The sequence below is a fragment of the Liquorilactobacillus nagelii DSM 13675 genome, from assembly GCF_019444005.1.
Classification (GTDB): Bacteria; Bacillota; Bacilli; order Lactobacillales; family Lactobacillaceae; genus Liquorilactobacillus; species Liquorilactobacillus nagelii.
The window spans coordinates 43387-61603 of the sequence record NZ_CP049305.1 but is presented as its reverse complement, the minus strand read 5'-3'; the positions used below and the strand labels follow the sequence as shown (position 1 = coordinate 61603).

Genomic DNA, 18217 nt, shown 5'->3' with positions numbered 1-18217 from the left:
TCTTGACGCTACCCTATTTTTTTTGTTATAGTCAAAATAAAGCCAGCGAAAGCGAGGAGGACGTCATGAAACAATACACGAAATTTTTACTGATGATTCTTGTCTCTACAGTTATTATGTATGGGTTAATGTACCTTAATGTGTTCCAATTAGATGATATTTTTCTAAGCCAAACGCGACTGTATATGGCGCTAATTATGGGCGCCACCATGGCCATTGTAATGCTGTTATTCATGTGGTCAATGTACCAGAATAAACGTTTGAACCGCCTGATCCTACTTGGTAGTGCGGTGATATTTGCTGGCTCGCTTTATCTAGTTCGTAGCCAAGCGACCGTGCACGATGCAGCTTGGTTGCAAGAAATGATCCCCCATCACTCGACCGCGATTCTAACCAGTGAACGCGCGCAACTCAGCGATCCGGAAGTCAAAGCCCTCGCACAGAAGATCGCTAAAACGCAACGTGAAGAGATCACGGAGATGAAACGATTATTGAAAAAAGTTGCCGATCAATAGCTGATAAAAAATAAGGAAGTTGACCAATCAGGCCAACTTCCTTATTTTTTAGGCTTACGCAAATTGCAATAGTAAGTTAGCCAGTGCCGATAAAGCACACAGACGAAAGGGCTCATGGGAGTTCCAGGTGGATCAGGATTAGGCGTTCGGCGTATCTTTGATTTCAGGTGGATAAAGTTTGTAAATGATAGCAGGCACACAAATCAGACTGATGAGACCGGGCAGCAGGGCGGCCAGCAGCCAGCCAGTCCAAGTAATATGAACGTGCAGAGCGGCCGCTAAAGCAACTGCGACTAGGTTGGGCGCCATGGCTGTCATGAATAGACCGCTGGTTGCGATGTTGCCATGAAAGGCGGTCATCATGAGAAACGCGCCGATTTTGCGCTGGGTCCCTTCTTGCGGGTCGGAACCGTACGCTTTGGCTAGCGATTCGATAATCGGAAAGACGATGCCACCAGCACGCGCCGTGTTACTCGGTGTCGCGGGACTCGTGACTAAGTCCACACCAATTAGTGCGTAGGCCAGTCCGAGTGTTCGTTTGCCGAAGCATTTGACGAACACTAACGCGACTCGCCGACCCAGACCCGTTTTGACAAAACCGCAAGATAAAAAGTAGGCCATCGCGATCATCCAGACCGTACTATCACCAAATCCTGCAATCGCGGTATCAATCGGCGTGACGCCTAATAGCACACAACAGGTCAAGCCGATGATTGCCACCCCAGCGATGGGCAACGGCTGGGTAATACACCCGATGATCGTACTGACAAAGATTGCCAACATTTGCCATCCGAGCAAACTCAAATCACTTGGACGCAGAGGGGCAGCCAGCCAAAGTATCAGGCCACAACTGAGCGGCCAAATGAGTTTTCGATAGTTGACTGGATTCAAATGTGACATACGTAAAACCGCCTTTCAATTAACTTCAGCTGAGGCACGCTAGTCTGAACTGGCTCGGTCAAGCTGTGCGATATCAATCACAATTGAGATACTTACCAGTAGTTTGGTCATATCTGAATGTTCGACTAGCCAATCGGTCCTCAGAGTAGACATGTCATTGTAAACCGAGTTCTAGCTTGGCAGCCTGTGACATCTTAGCGACTGACCATGCGGGTTCCCAGACAAGATTAATGAGCACCTGGTCAACATCATTCAACGCGCTTAGTGCTGCCTTGATGTGGTCGTCCAGATAGCCCGTCAATGGGCAGCCCATAATGGTGAGCGTCATCGTGACGGTGCACAGTTGAAGGTCGGCGTCATAAGCAATGTCGTAAATTAACCCCAGGTCGACGATGTTAACGCCAAGTTCGGGGGTCGATGACGGTTCGTAAGGCGGTTAACGCTGCTTCCTTAAATGGTGGTCTTGTCTTAATCATGAAAAATAACCTCCTTTGAGTGACGCCCCCGGCACGGCGATGACAGCCACTGTGACGGGGGCGCAATCCTTATTTGATAAATTTGACTTGTTCGTTGATTTTCTTGATTTCGGCTTCCTTGCGTTCATTAAAAATGACTTTGTTCTTCTCAAACAAGTTGTCACCGTTCGTATCGATCGAGACGATCAGCGGGCCAAAGTCTTTGACTTCACACGCCCAGAGTGTTTCGGGCATGCCGAGGTCCTTCCACTGTGCATCAACGATTTTTTCAACGTGCAGCGCAGCGTATACCGCGTTACCTGCGGGATAAACCAGATGGAGAGCGTGATATTTTTTGCAGGCGCGTTCTGTCCCCGAGCCCATCCCACCCTTACCAACGATCAACTTAACGTGAGTTTCCTTGACAAAGGCTTCTTCGAATTTTTCCATTCGCATACTCGTGGTTGGGCCGACCGCAACCATCTGATAGTGGCCGTCGCCGAGATCTTTGATGATTGGACCAGCGTGTAAAATGGCACGGTCGGTAACGTTGACGGGTAACGGCCGGTGTTCTTCGACTAACCGACGATGCGCGACGTCCCGGCAGGTCGTGAGTGAGCCGGTCAGGTACACGATGTCGCCGATTCGAATGTCTTTGATGTCGTCATCTGAGATGGGCGTGGTTAAATGATAAGTTTTCATGATAATTCGACTCCTTTGTTCAGTGGTAATTCGTAATTCAAATCTTGGTCAAAGTTAATGAGACCGCGTCGATGGGACCAGCAACCAGTGCTGACGGCGACGCCAATCGTTGATGGATGCCGGGCCGTATTTTCAACGTTGACGCCCATGACCGATTTTTGACCACCAAAGCCTTGTGGCCCGAGCCCAATGTGGTTGATGCCGTCTTCCAAGAGGTGTTCCAACTTAGCGGCGTTCGCATTTGGATTCTCACTATCGACGCGGCGCATCAAAGCGAGTTTGGAATTCAACGCGGCGGTCTCAACGGAGGTTGCCACGCCGACGCCGACGAGTAATGGTGGACAAGCGTTGATACCATAGCTTGTCATGCGATCCATGACAAACCGCACGACGCCTTCGTAGCCTTCACCGGGCATCAGCACTTTGGCAGCGCCAGGCAAGGTACAACCGCCACCAGCCATGTAAACGTACATTGAAATGTCCGTACCGTTGCCGTCGACTCGTAAGAAAATCGACGGGATGCCGTCACCAATGTTCATGCCAGTATTGTATTCGTCGAACGTTTGAACGGCGTTGTGCCGCAACGGGGCCTTCTTCGTGCCACGATAAACGGCATCCTTTAAAATCTGGTTCAATTCTCCGAGTAACGGAAACTGGGCGCCACATTTGATGAAGAATTGTAAGGCCCCAGTATCTTGACAGCTCGGCCGCTGCAGCTTGTTGGCGAGTAACTGATTTTCCATCATCGTATCGTAAACGAGCTTTTGTAAGGGATCGACTTCAATTTTGCTGAGTTCTTCGAGTTTGGCCGTCACGTCATCGGGTAAGCGGTGACTGATGAGGGCAATGTAGTCGGCCAAGATGTCACGCATTCGCTGCCCCTTGGTCGATAGTGTGGGTTCGGTATAGTCGTAAGTCATTGTATCCATGATTGATTTCCTCCTATCAATTTACAGCTTCATTTTAGGCAACCCTGGGCACGCAGACTAACCGCTAGATGATGACTTCGACGGCACGAGGCGTTGTGAAAAACCACGCAATCAACCAAATCTGGTATGTGATATGACAAAAAAGTACCAGTCTAATTCAGTTGCAAATGCTGAATTAGACTGGTACTGAGCGATAAATCCATATTTCGGACCGACAAGTGTGACTAATCATTATCACAAAAATTGTTATGCCATTAATTATTGATTGAGCAGATTTTTTAATTGTGTGACCTTAGTTTTGAGTGCTTGGTATTCTTCAAAGTGTAATTTGTAAGCACAACTCTCACAGGCACTCAGTTGATCGACCGTCGCCAGTTGCGCCCAGTGCGTCATTTGTGCTTGGACCCAGGCGGTTTGCGTGGGCGTCAGTGGTTGTTTGAATGCTGAACGCGGCCCATTTGAGAGGTGCTCGCGGTAGTTCGAAGGCGTCTGACCGAAATGCCGTTTGAACATCAAATTAAATGACTTGACCTCCTGGAACCCATTTTTGGGTGCAACGTCTGCAATTTTTAGATTAGGGTCCTCCAAGTCGGCAATCGCGTGTTGAAGGCGGCAGCGGGTCAGGTATTCGTAAAAATTGATGCCGAGCTCAGCTTTAAAAATACGGGACAAATAGGCCGTGGAGTAGTGACTGATGGCGGCTGCCGATTCGAGCGTGACGGGCTGATCGTAGTGCTGATTGAGATTGTCGATGACCCGGCTGAGCGAGCTTTGTTTTTTCGGCTGTGGATAGGCAATCGTTGCCTGAGTGTCAAAAAAGTCATGATGTAACAAGTTGGTCAGCTGGAAATAGGCCGCGTTTAGCTCGAATGCGGACCAACTTGATTGATGCAGTCCCGTATAGAGCTGTGCCAGAATTTGCCGGATGGTCTGGTAGTCGCGATGTTGCGGTGCTGTCACGCTGTTTAGGTGAAAAGCTCCGTGTGACAAGTCGAGTCCTTGGCTGGTGTAGAATGCAGGGGCGATATGTAAGCGCAGCGCCAGACATTCTGGATCCAGGGCAAACGTGGCGTGACCGCAGTTGGTGTTGATTAAAATTAAGTCGTTGGCTTTTAAATCATACCGGCGGCCGTCAACGTTGACTTCCACGTGGCCTTGCAGGAGCCAAAATAATTCGATTTGCGGATGCCAATTGTAGTGGTAACTACCAATCGTATAGGCGAGCAAGTCGAAGTTTACCGCGGGTGTCGATTGAAAGTGCTGGTTGGATAACATTGAAAATCACCTCCGAGGATCATTGAATGAGATCATGAATCCATATCTGGTTATTACCGATAACTCTTTTTTTTGATAAACTTTTACCTACTTCTCTTAAATTTGGAACTTTTGTAGTTGATGTAGTACTATCAATCAAAAGTGATTCCATTAGTTTACTTGGAATCAAATGCCAAAAATAATTTTTTTGTTCTTGGTTTAGTTCAAAAAGATATTGTTGCTTTAATCGCCCATTCTTATCAAAGACTTCACCCTTATGTGCATTTAACCATTCTCGATGATCAGATAAGGGAATTTCAAGTTTATACATATCACAATCAACCCTCCAACCATCATCGTCCCAAATATTTCCATCATATGCTAATGGCTTGGGGGAGCTATAAACGTCATATTTAGCAACACTTACAGCATGAATCTTTTGGTTAAAAACATGAAAAATAATATCTCCTCTTCTGACATGAGACATGTTTACATACCCGGGATTTCTACCATGTTTCCGATTTAATTTAGGAGACCAAAGTAATTTGTGCTGAAATTCATATTTATGACTTTGATTTTGTGAAACCAGGAAAAGAGAGGGCATTAAAATCACTACCTTATATATTGATTTGACTCAATAATAACACGGAAAAGAACGGAATCTGTTATTTTCCCCGACTAGCATTTTTTGCATGTATATCTGTCAATTCTTGTGTTCTTTGTAAGTAATTTATTCTTAACTTAAGAATAAACAAGGCTAAAAGGAAAAAGCCTAGAATTATTATAGCTATTAATAAAAAATGGATGGTAATAATTTTCGTAACATGTCGAACACGATTATCAGTTATACCATTCGATTTTACATAATAAATTTGAAGATTTTGTTGAGTACATAGAGTGACAACATGATCTCCCTTCGGTGGGACAGCTACCCTAATTTTTTCTCTAATATTATTAACTAAAAGTTGTAAGAAGCTGTCTAAAATCTCTTAAGTAATAGTGCTAAAAACGCTAAAACGACCATTTGCAGACTGGTGGTTAATTGACGCTCACAATTTTTCCAAAGTCGCCGACAATTCTCTAGCCAACTAAAAGATCGTTCGACTACCCAACGTTGGGGCATGACTTCGAATCGATGCAACTCATTGCGCTTCGCAACCTGCACGGTTGCGTTTAAATTACTGGCTACATCGAGCTGAAAATTAACGCCTGAATAACCACCATCAACTAAGACATTTTGAACCTGGCGTAAATGCATGGCATGTAAAGCGATCATTGCACTGGCCCCGTCTCGATCAGAGACGTTCGCTCGCGTCATGTGAATGGCCTGCGGAAAGCCATTGATATCAACTGCCAGATGGCGCTTAATCCCCGAGATTTTCTTACCAGCGTCGTAACCTTTGTTTTCAGCAGTAGCGGTGTTTTTGACGCTCTGAGCGTCAACGATAATAAAGGAAGTTAAAGCTGAACGTCCTTGGTAAGTTCGCCGAGCAATGACAATTTTTTTAAAACTTGTTCCAATAAAGAATCAGCCGTAGGCTCAGCTTTAGTTGACCAAATTTTGTAATAGTTGTAAACTGACCGCCATTCTGGGAAATCACCGGGGACTTGACGCCGTTGGCAACCGGTTTTCAAGACATATAGGACCGCACAGAAGACCTCGTAGAGGTCATATTTTCGAGGCTTAGTTCGCTTACGAAAATTTTCTAAAGCTGGTCGAATTAATTCAAATTGTTGCCGAGTAATATTGCTGGGATAATTTTTCATAGCTTAAACTCGCTTTTTACATAGAAGTATATCAAAAATCATAGATCTTGGACAGCTTCTGAACATGGCGTGCGCCAACGGCGTAACGTTGACCAACGATCCAAATATAATCAATCTTTGGGGCGATCAATTGAACAGCGTCCCATGATGATTAATCAACGTAAGCGCATCGGCGATTTTGAACTAGATACAGTCGTTGGTCCTCGTGGGCATAGTAAGGCAGTTTTATTAACTTTAATCGATCGCAAATCACGGTTCCTTTGGGCATACCGGTTAAAAGATCGGACGACAGCGACTGTTAATGAAGCACTAACTAAGTTCCTAACCACTTTTAATGGTCCGGTGCACAGCTTTACTGTGGACCGTGGCACTGAGTTTAGTGGGCTAGTATCACTCGAATCACAATATGGTATTAAGACCTATTACTGCCATGCTTATACTCCAGCTGAACGTGGTAGTAATGAACGCTTTAATCGGAATTTACGTTATTTTTATCCTAAAGGGACTCGTTTTGAGCACATTAGTGCTCAAGATTTAACGACGACGTTACTCCAAATTAACCAGCGACCGCTTAAAATACTCGACTGGCAAACACCGTATCAGGTTATGCTGACAAATTTGTCCAAAAATTCGGATTAAATTTGCAATCTACCTAATTTAATTAGACTTATTAAGTAAAGAAAATAGGGACCCTTTCAGTTAAGGCTATACTCCTTCTTGGGTAGACAAGCAAATAATTAAAGCTTGTCTTCCTAGAAAGGAGTTTTTGTATGGGCCGAAAAGGTTCTAGATATACGTTAGATGAGAAGCTCTTTTATATTGGTCTGGTCCAAAAGGGCCAGTCTGCTAATTCAATTCATAGACAGTATGGTGTTCATGATTCACAAATCCAGCAATGGTTAGAACGTTACGAGTCAGATGGTGTGGACGGGCTTAAGCGAAAACGAACCAATCGAGTCTACTCTCAAGAATTCAAACTTGAGGTCGTTCAGAAGTATCTTGGAGGTAGTACCTCATATCCCAAGTTAGCCAGAGAATTCGGTATTCCCAATAGTGGTGTCATAGTTCAATGGGTTTCCCTGTATAATGGTGGTAAATTACTTAAATCCGCTAGGAGGGCTGCACCCATGAAGGATGGCCTTAAGACGACGCAAGCTGAACGTATCGAGATTGCACAATGGACTATCGCCAATGAATTGAATTACGTTGAAGCGACAAAGCACTTCGACGTTTCGTATGGACAAGTCTATGCCTGGGTCAAGAAATTCAAGCGAAGTGGTGAATCGTCACTTGCCGATCGGCGTGGTAAATCCAAGGAAAATAATGATCAACTGACCGAACTTGAGAAGAAGGATCTTGAGATCAAACGCCTTAAGGCGCGACTTGAATACGTCTCAACGGAGGCCGCCGTTCTAAAAAAACTTCAGGAAATAGAAAGAAGGAATGCCGCTCAGACGAGCAATATCAGACCATTCAACAACTCGCACAAGAAATGAATCCAGATTCGGCCAAGCCTTATGGCATTAGCACTGCGTGCCGTGCTCTTGATATTTCGCGTGCCGCATATTACAAGTGGTTGAATCGTAAACCAACGATACATCAATTAGAGAATCAGGCGATTCTCGAATATATTATTGAGCTTGAAGAAAATAATCATTACATCTTCGGCGTTAAGCGACTCGTGACCTACATCAACGTCGAAACGCCGTATCATGTCAGTCACGGCCGTGTTCGTCGAATTATGCGCAAAGGTCACATACGGGCCTCTTCTTCGCGTCGCGAAGCATGATCGCAGAGCCGAGAAGAAAGAGTATCTCCTTGCCAACAAGCTGTACACTGTGGACGCTGGACATGCGTTCCATCCAGTCAGGCCTAATTTAGTCATGGTCACCGATTGTTCAGAGTTAACCTATGGAATCAAGAACGAGAAGAAGCTTCGACTCAGTGCCGTAAAAGATCTGTATGATCATAGCATTATTGCCTGGCGCGTCGCGCCAACTGAGACTGCACAACTAGTGACAGATACCATCAAATTGGCCCTTAAGAACAATAATGGCATTAAGCCCAAGACGATGCATAGTGATCAAGGATCGGCGTACACAGGTGGCGAGTACAATACATTTTTGGCTGGAGAAGGCATTATTCATAGTATGTCTCGCCCAGGCACTCCAGGGGATAACAGCCCGATGGAAAGCTTCTGGAGTCATCTGAAAACCGAACGCTTTGCATTTGAACAAGCTTTATCTGAAGTTGAGATGATGAAACAGATTGAAGACACCATTCACTGGTATAACTATGAACGACGCCAAGAAACACCAAACGGCATGACGCCGATGGAATATCGGAATCATGCCGTAAAAGAAATTGCATAGGAACTTTAATTATTTGACCTGTCTACTTGACACGGACCAGCGCCAACCAAAAGGGGGGCCCTATTTTCTTTTAATACCGTATTTCACACGGTATCGAATAAAGGTCGTCCGTTTAATACCTGTATTTTGGGACACATCAATGTCACTCATGCCTGCTCGATAAAGCTTAAAAGCATGTTGCAAGCGGGGATCGCCTTGGGTGTATTGGGGTTTGCGCCCATGATATTTGCCTTGTTGTTTAGCCAGGGCAATGCCTTGTTGCTGACGTTCGATGATCCGCTTACGTTCACTTTCAGCTTGGTATTTATAAAGTTCAATAATGAGGTTGGTCATGAGTTGACGTAAATTGGGGTCAGCAATCCCTGTCATGGACGGTAAATTCAACACATCTAGGGTGGCACCCTTATTTTGAATGGAGTTCATGATCTTAGTCAAATCATGGTTGTTTCTGCCTAAACGATCTAATTCAGTGACCATTACAATATCACCCTCACGAATATAGGCCAGCATTTTTTGCAGTTCTGGCCGATTAGTGTTAGCCCCACTTAATTTATCCGTAAATAATTTATCAACGTCTTTTAAAGCCGCTAACTGTCGATCTAAATGTTGCTCCTTGGAACTCACACGCGCATAACCGATTTTAGCCATTTCCAATTCTCCTTTTGGACAGTTCTAATGAACACTTGTAATTCCTAGTATAGCACAGAAATAAAAAAGACCATTAGGGTATACCCTAGTGGCCTTTAAGCTTAGTGCGAATTATTAATTGAATTTATCGTTTCCCTGTATTTACCATCAAATGTTTTTTCATCTGGAAACAAGGTTTCTCGTGAATATCCTAGTTGTCTTAATTTTTTTTGGATCGAATCTTTAACTTATCACGGAAACACGAGTTACATCACGGTATTTATAGTCCTGTTGTTTTCGTTAATAGCTTGGCTATTTATGGCTCGAAGATTAAAGAAAGCTGATTATGCATAGACACTATTCTATCCCCATTTCCCTGTATAATAGATTAAGCAAGAAGCTTTAATGGCAATGATTGTCTTTTCCCTTGCGAGGTGAGGCTCATGGGAACATGGAATAATCTTCAGGAAGGCTTCACAGTCAATGAGCGTCTTTCAGACACTCTCGTTGATGTTGCTGTTTGGCACGTTTTTAATCGCGCTACTCAGCTATATCGACAAACACCACAAATGAAAAAGCCGCCCCACATAACTTTGACCGGTTATGGGGCGAACTAGTGTTGTTTTAATATCTGCCACCGTCTTTAACGGCTCTACACGGGAAGTCCTGTTCACGTGGGACTTCCTTTTTCTTTTTCATTATAGCATGACTATGAAAAATTGGGTAGCAAGGCATTTTCAGCTTATTATTTATCTTTGTATTTTTCAAAAATAGGTTCAACTAATTCTTTTTCAGCGTTTTTCGTACTTCGCCGTATTTGTATATAGTTTCCCAATATGTTTATGTCTGGCAACGGACCCACTTAATCTAATATTTATTATTATGATAGACCAATTTGCCTATTAACTTAGTCTCAGTGTTTTTTTTCTAAAGTTGCTAATAATGCATCAATCCGTTGTTTAACTCGGGTTCGTTGGGTTGTATCAGTTAACAGTACTAACGTATCACCTTCATGAATCAAGGTGTCACCATGTGGAATCACTTCTTGTTCACCACGCCGGATTCCAATGAGCAGTGCTTCTTTAGGCCATGGCATGTCTCGGACCATTTTGCCGTTTAAGGGACTGCCAAAGAAAACCGGTATTTCCAAATGATCAGGTCGATGAAGTTGCTGAACAGTTTTAGGCATTGTCATCTGCTTAAGCAATGCTTCATAGATTGGTGCACCGCCTAATAAATCAACAACAAGGTAAGCAGTTAACGATATGACTGCTAATGGCATTAAATGTGTTAAATTGCCAACCATTTCTGTTACCAGCAAGATAGCTGTGAAGGGAGCTTTTCCAATTCCAGCAAAGTAACCGGCCATGGAAAAAATGATTAGGTTCATGATATAGACATGCGATAATAATCCTAATTGATTCATTAAGACGCCATAAACCGCACCAATCACAGCACCTAAAGAAAGAATCGGCAAAAAAATACCGCCAGGTAATCCGGAACCATATGAAATCATTGAAAAGACGAATCGTATAATAAAAATTGCAATTAGTACAAACAAAGGTGGAACATACTGGCCAAATCCAACAATTAATCCATTACCACCACCGAGTAAATTTGGCGAAAAGTAACCAACTAAGATTACCAGCAGAAATGGTACGATACCTTGTATTGGGCGTGGCAAATGTGTCAGTTGATGATACCACCGAGGCATAACTAACAAGACCCGTTGATATAAGTAACCAAACAATCCCAAAACAATGCCGAGTAAAATTAAGTGCCAATAATTTGATACTGGTAAACTACGTGAATAATTTAAATGTAACACGGGAACAAGTCCGAAAACATTCAGCGAGATAAAATTTGAACCAATTGCTCCGGCTAATGCTGTTAACCAAACCAGCGGTGAAAAATTATGGTAAATCTCTTCTAAGACAAATAGAGTTCCAGCAATGGGAGCATTAAACGCCGCTGCTAATCCAGCAGCGGCGCCTGATGCAATTAGCAGTCGGCGATCAGTTCCTGATAACTTAAACCCAGCAGCGAAACCTTGACCAACTGACGCACCTAATTGAATCGACGGTCCTTCTCGTCCGAGAAATAATCCGGGTCCCAATGCCAGAATACCACCGATAAATTTTCGCCAAAGAATTGACCACCAGTGCATTTCCAATTCGCCAGCCAATTGACCTTCAACTTGCGGAATTCCGGAACCAGAGATATAAGGTTCTCTCTTGAGAAGTCGAGCCACAATTAAAGCTAAACCAAGGTTGATGCCAATCAACAATGCCCATTCCCACCAAACAAATGGCGCGATTCGTAAGTATCTATATACCAATCGACTATAGTGCAGCCCTATCTCAATACAATAGCGAAATAAGCTAACAACGGTGCCACTCATTAAACCCACAAGCAGGCCGAGTAAAACAAATCGCAAACGAGTAACGTCAAATTTTTCTTTTACAAGCTGTATCAAATAACTAATCCTCCATTATAACCAATATTATATAATTTAGTGCTTAATTAAACTAGGCAATATCTCGATGAAATCTAGTAGTTATTTTTCACAGAGAAGGGGTGTCATACCGCTAAGATGTTTTAGTAGTTTATATGACGAGCCGCATGTTTGAGTAGTAATGGTGCTAATAACGTTGTTAGGATAATGGCAGTGATAATTGCCGAATAGTAATCATCACTGATTAGTTTGGATTGGTAGCCTATTTGAGCGATAATCAAGGCCATTTCCCCACGCGAGACCATCCCCGCACCAACGAGGTAAGCTTCATTCGAACTGAATCCGGCCCATTTAGCCCCACTTCCCGCTCCTAATAGTTTTGTCAGTGTTGCCACAATCGTCAATACGATAATTAATAACAAATCGTGTTCTATGCCAGCTAGTGACATATTTAAACCAATTGAAACGAAGAATACAGGAATGAAAATCGCATAACCGATTGGTTCGATACTTTGATCAACTTCATGAGCTACATGAGTTTGTGCAATCGCAATTCCTGCAAAAAAGGCCCCAATCACTGCACTCAGTCCAATCAGATCTGCAATATATGCCATACCAAAACACAAAATCATCGCCATTATAGTAGGTCCCACTGGATTCAATAATTTGGTGCCTAGTCTAGCGAGGAGAGGGGCGATAAAACGCATCACGAAATAAATTGCGGCAAAGTAAATTAGCTGCTCTAAAAAAGTCAGAGCTAGCGGTATCTGGGTATCCGTACCAGCCTTTGTACCTATTAAACTGACCATAATGCTAAGTAAAACGACAGCTAGCACATCGTCAACCACCGCGGCACCGAGGACTGTTGAACCGCTCTTACTATCAAGTAAATTTAGTTCTTTCATGACAGCAACTGAAATTGAAACCGACGTTGCGGCAAAAATAACGCTCAAAAACAAGCTTTCAAATTGTGTCAAGCCAAAAACAATACCAACTGGATAGATCAGTACCATCGGAATCAAAACTCCTAACAACGCGACAATTATGCTAGGACGCAAATATTTTTTAAGCAATGTAAGATCACTCTCAAGTCCGGCGATAAACATTAAGATGATAACCCCAATCTCTGAAAAAATATGGATGAAATCATTGGCGTGAACCCAATTCAACAACGCAGGGCCAAGAATAATTCCAACAAATAATTGACCGATCACTGCTGGGATACCAACCCTAGAGGCTAGATGGCCAAATAGACTAGTTGTAATCAAGATGATCACCAAGGTACCTAAAAATTCCAAACAAAAACCTCCTCATACAAAAAACGTAAACCCAGATACCTCTTACACACCCCTGAAAGAGAACACCTTGAGCTTACGTCAACTGATTTATTTATTCATGTTTTAATAATACTTCTTATATGCTAGCAAACTAATCAAAAATATTCAAGTAACGATAAGTTGTCACATTTAGTTACTTATTCGAAACACAGACACCGCCAACTTTAAAAGTGATTTCTGAATTTTCTTTATCTATTTTAAATATCTGGATCGTTTTCTCCAGCTATAAATCATGCTGGATACATAACCGAGCTAAAAAGACACCGTAGGTATATTATCAGGTCCAAGGAATCCAAACTAGCAGCGACCAAAACATCATTGATTTCTTGTTTGAGGCTGGTGTAATTCTTCTTTTCTATGATGAACCTTAAAAATATAGTCGTACTATGATTATCTATCAGGAATTGTCATTGTTACCTGTTTCTAACTTATTCATCTTTATATTGTGGATGCCAATATGATACCGTTCCCAGCGGTTGGTCATCTGCTTTTTGATCGTAATTATTTAACCAATTTTTGATGGCTTGATCAGTGTCGTAAGCACATACCCCACGAACTGCCAATCCACGTTCAATCGAGGCTCCTTGGGCAATCTCTGATAGTTCATTCAAACTGTCACCAAAGCGGCTACCTTCATGGGTATAGACCGGATAGATTGTTTTGTCTTGCCACTGATATTGTTCCATAAACGTTACAATCTACCTTATAGTTTCTTGGCAAGAACCCTATTTATATTATTTCTGCTTCAATAATTTTTATATCTTTTTCATAATCTCTTTCTGAATAATTCTGTTCAAATCCCCTTAATAACTCTGAATTTAGTTTCTTACCTGACATTTCCATTCCAATCATAGTTATACTTCCCGAAGTAACCCCACCAACGACTGGAACAATTTTCGCAATTCCAGAGGCTAGTCCCTTTTTGGTTAGTGTTTTGCCAGCAACTATACTAGTTATTTTTTTTAATAATGGGTACCACAAAGTTTTCATTAAAGGTTTCCCTAATATTTGTTTAGAAGCATACTTTATAGCATTAGAACTTGACACCCGCAACAAAGAAGCTGATCCATTTACTCCAGCCATTGTTCCTAAAAATAATAACAATCCATTTGTTTGAATTTTTCCATTTTCTTCGATCAAATCATCAAAATCATATATATGGTAGATTGTAAAATTAATCCGAACGCTGTTCGGACAAAAAAGATCAGCTTCCTTTAAAATGGTGTTTACCACAAACCCATCTTTTAGGAGCTGATCTTTTGTCTAGTATAACCTTTCTGAACGAATTAAAATCGAAACTTTTTGTGAACTAGGGCTGTCCAATATCCAAATGGGCGTTCGGCTGAACCGATCACCGTCAACAATTTCTTATGAATTATCTCGATGTCAACCTTATCAGGCTGAATTAGCACAAACAGATGCCGAATACAAGCGATCACGATGTGGTCGGAAAACTAAGCTGAGCGATGACTTAAAGCAAAAAATTCTCAACCATTTACGTCTAAGCTGGTCACCAGGAATGATTGCTCACGAATTTAAACTAGCTACTAAATCTATTTATAATTGGCTAAATCAGGGGAGAATTGGTTTCTCCTTGAATGATCTACCTGAACATGGCGTACGCCAACGGCGTAACGTTGACCAACGATCCAAATATAATCAATCTTTGGGGCGATCAATTGAACAGCGTCCCATGATGATTAATCAACGTAATCGCATCGGCGATTTTGAACTAGATACAGTCGTTAGTCCTCGTGGGCATAGTAAGGCAGTTTTATTAACTTTAATCGATCGCAAATCACGGTTCCTTTGGGCATACCGGTTAAAAGATCGGACGACAGCGACTGTTAATGAAGCACTAACTAAGTTCCTAACCACTTTTAATGGTCCGGTGCACAGCTTTACTGTGGACCGTGGCACTGAGTTTAGTGGGCTAGTATCACTTGAATCACAATATGGTATTAAGACCTATTACTGCCATGCTTATACTCCAGCTGAACGTGGTAGTAATGAACGCTTTAATCGGAATTTACGTTATTTTTATCCTAAAGGGACTCGTTTTGAGCACATTAGCGCTCAAGATTTAACGACGACGTTACTCCAAATTAACCAGCGACCGCTTAAAATACTCGACTGGCAAACACCGTATCAGGTTATGCTGACAAATTTGTCCAAAAATTCGGATTAAATTTGCAATCTACCAGTAGTCATTATTCAGTTAATAATAGCTGGTCGGCATCGTTAATTTCGATGACCTTGCCAGGCTTTTGCGTAATTAGGCCTTGACGCTCGAATAAGGCGAGCTTACGGCTGATGCTTTCAGGGGTGGTGCCGAGGAACGTCGCCAGGTCCTTTTTCTTTAATGGTAGTTTAAACGTGTCGGTTTTGAGCGCTGCCGCTGTTTCAGTGATATAGTTCGCTAAACGGGCTTCGACGGATTCAGTGGCCGTGCTGGTTGTTTGACGTTCCAGTTGACTGAGACGTTTGCCAAAGACGTTTAAGACGTTGATGCTGATACTGGGATATTTTTGCATCAAGTCTTGAAAGTCTGAACGGCGAATACTGCAAACATCCGTCGGTACTAAGGCTTCACCGAATGAGGTTCGCCGTTGATTTTCAAATAAGGCAGCTTCGCCATCGATATCACCAGTTTGTAATAGGTATAGTAACTGCTCGCGACCATTGGCAGCTAGCTGATAGACTTTAACCTGCCCATTGGCAACAATCATCAGTGAATCCAGTGGATCGTCAGCACCAAATAAAGTGCTGCCGGCTGGATAGTGGTGGTGACGAACGATCGATTCGATGGTGTCTAATTGTTCACTACCGAGTTCGCTAAAAATTGGGACTAACTGCACACATTCATGTTCTGCCATAAGGCCCATCTCCTGAATAAATTCACCCTAACTATAACAGATTTTGCTTGGTAGATAGGGTTTGACGTTTTAAATTTCCTACTGTTTTAATAACTATATTGTAGCGTAAAACTTTTTTGAATTTCTTGACGGCCGTCAAGTTCTGATCAATCAAATCCGGTTATGATAGAACCATCAAATGAACGACACGGAGGTAATTGATTATGAAAATTATTATGCAATTAGGAACGTTGACTTGCCCATCATGCATGACCAAGATCGAAAAGGCCGTTGCTAACCATGACGGCGTTGAGAATGTTAAGGTGCTATTCAATGCCAGCAAGGTAAAGGCTAACTTTGATCCTGAAGTGACGAATGCCGATGATTTGGCACAAGTTGTTACCGGACTTGGTTACGAAGTTGAAAACGTCAAGGTTAAGTAGGAGGAATAAACGATGAGTGAACTAACGATCGACGAACAATACGCAGCGGAATTAAAACAGAGTGACATTGATCACCATGTCCCAACAGCGGGCGCAATGACGAATCACATTTTATCTAACTTAATGGTTGCTTACGTTAAGTTGACCCAAGTGAAGTGGTACGTTAAAGGACCACAATCATTGGCATTGCGGACAGCATATCAACGTTTGTTAGATCAGAATGTCCGTCAGTTTGCTGAATTAGGCGAATTACTCCTAGATGAAAACCAGAAGCCATCTTCCACAACGGCTGAATTAACCAAGTATTCCATGTTGGAAGAAAATGGGGCTTTCAAGTATCAATCTGCTGATGAACTCGTGGCCGCAACAATCAAGGATTTTGATACGGAAAACCTATTCGTTGACCGGGCTATCAAGCTTGCTGAAAAAGAAACCCGGCCGGCACTGGCGGCTTGGTTAGTTGCTTATCGTGGCAGTAACAATCACAATATTCGGGAATTACAAGCTTATCTTGGTAACGATGCTCGAACTGGTTTGGAGGAAGAAGATGAGGATGACGACGATTAGGTCGTTCTCGCTGAAGAATTAAACGCTCTGGATAGCGATTGTGTGGGCAAACTATCCAGGGCGTTTTTGCTATTACAACGGGCCTGCGCTATACTAACGACAATTAAATTATATTGGAGGGCCCCGAGATGGCGATTAGCGACATTGTGATGTGGACATTTGTCTTTATTATTGCGACTGGGTTCGTAACGGTGGTTTCAACGGCGGTCCTGTTGAAGCGAGCAAAACGAGCGCCCAAGGATGCCGAGCAGTCCCACAGTGATGACGACGATGACTGGAAAAAGGGCGATTGGAAAGATTGACTCGATAAGTTGCCTGACGGATACGGTGCTTAACTGAGTCAACTGGCACTAAAAAGACGGTATAACCAACTGAGATTGGCGACACCGTCTTTTTTGGCGTTATTTGGTTTTTAGCAGTAGATCCAAGGAGTGTTCAAGATTCTGAACATCAGCCGTGGTCATCGCATCTACACAATTATTAATATTACGGGCGATGACGAGTTTCATGGCCTTGTCGATACTTGATTTCACTGCTGAAAGTTGAACTAAGACATCTTCGCAAGGACGATTTTCGTCCATCATACGTAAAACGCCGTCCAGTTGACCAGCCGAGCGTTTCAGCCGGGTCTTGATCTGCTTGTTAGTGACATATTCTTCAGTAGTTGCCATGATTCATGATGCCCCCTTCGTAATTAGGCAAGTGCTTTTTTGAGTTCGACTTCAAAATCAGGCTTAGGACGTGCTCCGACCATGTGACTGACGACTTGGCCATCTTTCTTAATCAGGAAGGTTGGAATTCCTTGAACTTGGAATTGACTGGCCGTAGCTTGGTCATGGTCAATGTTCAATGAAACGAAGTTGACCTGGTCCTTGTAAGCGGGGTCTTCAGAAAGGGACTTAAGAATTGGGTCCATCATGCGACATGGTGGGCACCAGTCCGCGCGAAAATCAATAACGGCGATACCAGTATCTGTTTCTTTGGCAAAATCTTGATCATGTATTTCTTTAATCATTTTAGCTGACTCCTTTAGTAAGTA

19 protein-coding genes and 5 pseudogenes are annotated in these 18217 nt (G+C 42.9%); 8 read left to right on the top strand and 16 right to left on the bottom strand.

Going from position 1 to position 18217, the window contains the following annotated elements; all coding sequences use genetic code 11:
- Positions 1 to 65 precede the first annotated feature (65 nt).
- Positions 66 to 515, top strand: a complete 450-nt coding sequence (locus G6O73_RS12655; RefSeq protein ID WP_034542113.1) for a DUF305 domain-containing protein — start codon at positions 66 to 68, stop codon at positions 513 to 515.
- 141 nt (positions 516 to 656) lie between these two features.
- Here the strand turns inward: G6O73_RS12655 and G6O73_RS12650 are convergent.
- The 7 genes and pseudogenes from G6O73_RS12650 to G6O73_RS12620 all read right to left on the bottom strand — a co-directional run.
- Positions 657 to 1415: pseudogene (locus tag G6O73_RS12650) on the bottom strand (DASS family sodium-coupled anion symporter); the annotation flags it as partial.
- Positions 1416 to 1569: 154 nt separating this feature from the next.
- Positions 1570 to 1891, bottom strand: a pseudogene (locus G6O73_RS12645) (metal-sulfur cluster assembly factor).
- Positions 1892 to 1960: 69 nt separating this feature from the next.
- Complete coding sequence (gene ttdB, locus G6O73_RS12640; protein WP_010078391.1) at positions 1961 to 2572, bottom strand: L(+)-tartrate dehydratase subunit beta; 612 nt, start codon at positions 2570 to 2572, stop codon at positions 1961 to 1963.
- On the bottom strand, positions 2569 to 3501 hold the full coding sequence (gene ttdA / locus G6O73_RS12635) for a L(+)-tartrate dehydratase subunit alpha (protein WP_003690999.1): 933 nt from the start codon (positions 3499 to 3501) through the stop codon (positions 2569 to 2571). Before ttdA ends, ttdB begins: the two co-directional genes overlap by 4 nt.
- Positions 3502 to 3759: 258 nt before the next feature.
- Positions 3760 to 4776 (bottom strand): helix-turn-helix transcriptional regulator, encoded by a 1017-nt coding sequence (locus G6O73_RS12630; RefSeq protein ID WP_010078390.1) that lies wholly within the window; start codon positions 4774 to 4776, stop codon positions 3760 to 3762.
- Positions 4777 to 4795: 19 nt separating this feature from the next.
- Positions 4796 to 5242: a hypothetical protein gene (locus G6O73_RS12625; RefSeq protein ID WP_235805029.1), complete on the bottom strand. Its 447-nt coding sequence runs from the start codon at positions 5240 to 5242 to the stop codon at positions 4796 to 4798.
- A 492-nt stretch (positions 5243 to 5734) separates the two neighbouring features.
- A protein-coding gene (locus G6O73_RS12620; RefSeq protein ID WP_152134803.1) for an IS5 family transposase occupies positions 5735 to 6522 on the bottom strand; the annotation gives its coding sequence in 2 pieces (ribosomal slippage) (positions 5735 to 6264 and positions 6264 to 6522; 789 coding nt in all).
- A gap of 60 nt (positions 6523 to 6582) precedes the next feature.
- Here G6O73_RS12620 and G6O73_RS12615 point away from each other — a divergent pair.
- From G6O73_RS12615 to G6O73_RS13035, 3 genes and pseudogenes are all read left to right on the top strand, one after another.
- A pseudogene (locus G6O73_RS12615) lies at positions 6583 to 7161 on the top strand (IS30-like element ISLpl1 family transposase); the annotation flags it as partial.
- A gap of 131 nt (positions 7162 to 7292) precedes the next feature.
- Positions 7293 to 8018, top strand: coding sequence for a helix-turn-helix domain-containing protein (locus G6O73_RS12610; protein WP_003688004.1), 726 nt, complete (start codon positions 7293 to 7295; stop codon positions 8016 to 8018).
- A pseudogene (locus G6O73_RS13035) lies at positions 8015 to 8894 on the top strand (IS3 family transposase). The gene G6O73_RS12610 and the pseudogene G6O73_RS13035 overlap by 4 nt, the downstream one beginning before the upstream one ends.
- Before the next feature lie 60 nt (positions 8895 to 8954).
- On the opposite strand, the gene G6O73_RS12600 reads toward G6O73_RS13035, so the two are convergent.
- Positions 8955 to 9542 (bottom strand): recombinase family protein, encoded by a 588-nt coding sequence (locus G6O73_RS12600; protein WP_057885128.1) that lies wholly within the window; start codon positions 9540 to 9542, stop codon positions 8955 to 8957.
- 462 nt (positions 9543 to 10004) lie between these two features.
- On the opposite strand from G6O73_RS12600, the gene G6O73_RS12595 reads away from it, so the two are divergent.
- Positions 10005 to 10094 carry a putative holin-like toxin gene (locus G6O73_RS12595; protein ID WP_021353390.1) on the top strand — a complete coding sequence of 30 codons (90 nt, stop codon included), beginning with the start codon at positions 10005 to 10007 and terminating at the stop codon, positions 10092 to 10094.
- A 340-nt stretch (positions 10095 to 10434) separates the two neighbouring features.
- Here the strand turns inward: G6O73_RS12595 and G6O73_RS12590 are convergent, their stop codons facing one another.
- The 4 genes from G6O73_RS12590 to G6O73_RS12575 all read right to left on the bottom strand — a co-directional run bounded on the left by G6O73_RS12590 (position 10435) and on the right by G6O73_RS12575 (position 14546).
- Complete coding sequence (locus G6O73_RS12590) at positions 10435 to 11997, bottom strand: ClC family H(+)/Cl(-) exchange transporter (RefSeq protein WP_057885127.1); 1563 nt, start codon at positions 11995 to 11997, stop codon at positions 10435 to 10437.
- A 122-nt stretch (positions 11998 to 12119) separates the two neighbouring features.
- A complete protein-coding gene (locus tag G6O73_RS12585) occupies positions 12120 to 13274 on the bottom strand; it encodes a cation:proton antiporter (protein WP_057885126.1) in 1155 nt (384 codons plus the stop codon).
- A gap of 467 nt (positions 13275 to 13741) precedes the next feature.
- A complete protein-coding gene (locus tag G6O73_RS12580; protein WP_057885125.1) occupies positions 13742 to 13999 on the bottom strand; it encodes an NADPH-dependent FMN reductase family protein in 258 nt (85 codons plus the stop codon).
- Positions 14000 to 14042: 43 nt separating this feature from the next.
- Positions 14043 to 14546, bottom strand: a complete 504-nt coding sequence (locus G6O73_RS12575; protein ID WP_057885124.1) for a hypothetical protein — start codon at positions 14544 to 14546, stop codon at positions 14043 to 14045.
- Positions 14547 to 14572: 26 nt separating this feature from the next.
- Here G6O73_RS12575 and G6O73_RS12570 point away from each other — a divergent pair.
- A pseudogene (locus tag G6O73_RS12570) lies at positions 14573 to 15501 on the top strand (IS30-like element ISLpl1 family transposase).
- Positions 15502 to 15523: 22 nt separating this feature from the next.
- Here the strand turns inward: G6O73_RS12570 and G6O73_RS12565 are convergent.
- A complete protein-coding gene (locus G6O73_RS12565) occupies positions 15524 to 16189 on the bottom strand; it encodes a Crp/Fnr family transcriptional regulator (RefSeq protein WP_003643545.1) in 666 nt (221 codons plus the stop codon).
- A 200-nt stretch (positions 16190 to 16389) separates the two neighbouring features.
- On the opposite strand from G6O73_RS12565, the gene G6O73_RS12560 reads away from it, so the two are divergent.
- Together G6O73_RS12560 and G6O73_RS12555 are read left to right on the top strand one after the other, a co-directional pair.
- On the top strand, positions 16390 to 16611 hold the full coding sequence (locus tag G6O73_RS12560; protein ID WP_024272221.1) for a heavy-metal-associated domain-containing protein: 222 nt from the start codon (positions 16390 to 16392) through the stop codon (positions 16609 to 16611).
- A 12-nt stretch (positions 16612 to 16623) separates the two neighbouring features.
- Positions 16624 to 17178 (top strand): Dps family protein, encoded by a 555-nt coding sequence (locus tag G6O73_RS12555; protein WP_057885393.1) that lies wholly within the window; start codon positions 16624 to 16626, stop codon positions 17176 to 17178.
- Between the two features lie 168 nt (positions 17179 to 17346).
- Here the strand turns inward: G6O73_RS12555 and G6O73_RS12550 are convergent, their stop codons facing one another.
- From G6O73_RS12550 to G6O73_RS12540, 3 genes are read right to left on the bottom strand one after another with little or no spacing between them, the layout of a single operon-like run.
- Entirely contained in the window at positions 17347 to 17565 is a 219-nt protein-coding gene (locus G6O73_RS12550; protein ID WP_162254592.1) for a hypothetical protein, read from the bottom strand.
- Between the two features lie 14 nt (positions 17566 to 17579).
- A complete protein-coding gene (locus G6O73_RS12545) occupies positions 17580 to 17849 on the bottom strand; it encodes a metal-sensitive transcriptional regulator (protein WP_032809654.1) in 270 nt (89 codons plus the stop codon).
- Between the two features lie 23 nt (positions 17850 to 17872).
- Positions 17873 to 18193: a thioredoxin family protein gene (locus G6O73_RS12540; RefSeq protein WP_057885394.1), complete on the bottom strand. Its 321-nt coding sequence runs from the start codon at positions 18191 to 18193 to the stop codon at positions 17873 to 17875.
- Between the last annotated feature and the right edge of the window lie 24 nt (positions 18194 to 18217).

Coding starts and splice junctions, on each gene's coding strand:
- G6O73_RS12655 (WP_034542113.1), top strand. CDS start 66: ATGAAACAATACACGAAATTTTTACTGATGATTCTTGTCTCTACAGTT.
- ttdB (WP_010078391.1), bottom strand. CDS start 2,572: ATGAAAACTTATCATTTAACCACGCCCATCTCAGATGACGACATCAAA.
- ttdA (WP_003690999.1), bottom strand. CDS start 3,501: ATGGATACAATGACTTACGACTATACCGAACCCACACTATCGACCAAG.
- G6O73_RS12630 (WP_010078390.1), bottom strand. CDS start 4,776: ATGTTATCCAACCAGCACTTTCAATCGACACCCGCGGTAAACTTCGAC.
- G6O73_RS12625 (WP_235805029.1), bottom strand. CDS start 5,242: ATGTCTCATGTCAGAAGAGGAGATATTATTTTTCATGTTTTTAACCAA.
- G6O73_RS12610 (WP_003688004.1), top strand. CDS start 7,293: ATGGGCCGAAAAGGTTCTAGATATACGTTAGATGAGAAGCTCTTTTAT.
- G6O73_RS12600 (WP_057885128.1), bottom strand. CDS start 9,542: ATGGCTAAAATCGGTTATGCGCGTGTGAGTTCCAAGGAGCAACATTTA.
- G6O73_RS12595 (WP_021353390.1), top strand. CDS start 10,005: ATGAGCGTCTTTCAGACACTCTCGTTGATGTTGCTGTTTGGCACGTTT.
- G6O73_RS12580 (WP_057885125.1), bottom strand. CDS start 13,999: ATGGAACAATATCAGTGGCAAGACAAAACAATCTATCCGGTCTATACC.
- G6O73_RS12565 (WP_003643545.1), bottom strand. CDS start 16,189: ATGGCAGAACATGAATGTGTGCAGTTAGTCCCAATTTTTAGCGAACTC.
- G6O73_RS12555 (WP_057885393.1), top strand. CDS start 16,624: ATGAGTGAACTAACGATCGACGAACAATACGCAGCGGAATTAAAACAG.
- G6O73_RS12545 (WP_032809654.1), bottom strand. CDS start 17,849: ATGGCAACTACTGAAGAATATGTCACTAACAAGCAGATCAAGACCCGG.
- G6O73_RS12540 (WP_057885394.1), bottom strand. CDS start 18,193: ATGATTAAAGAAATACATGATCAAGATTTTGCCAAAGAAACAGATACT.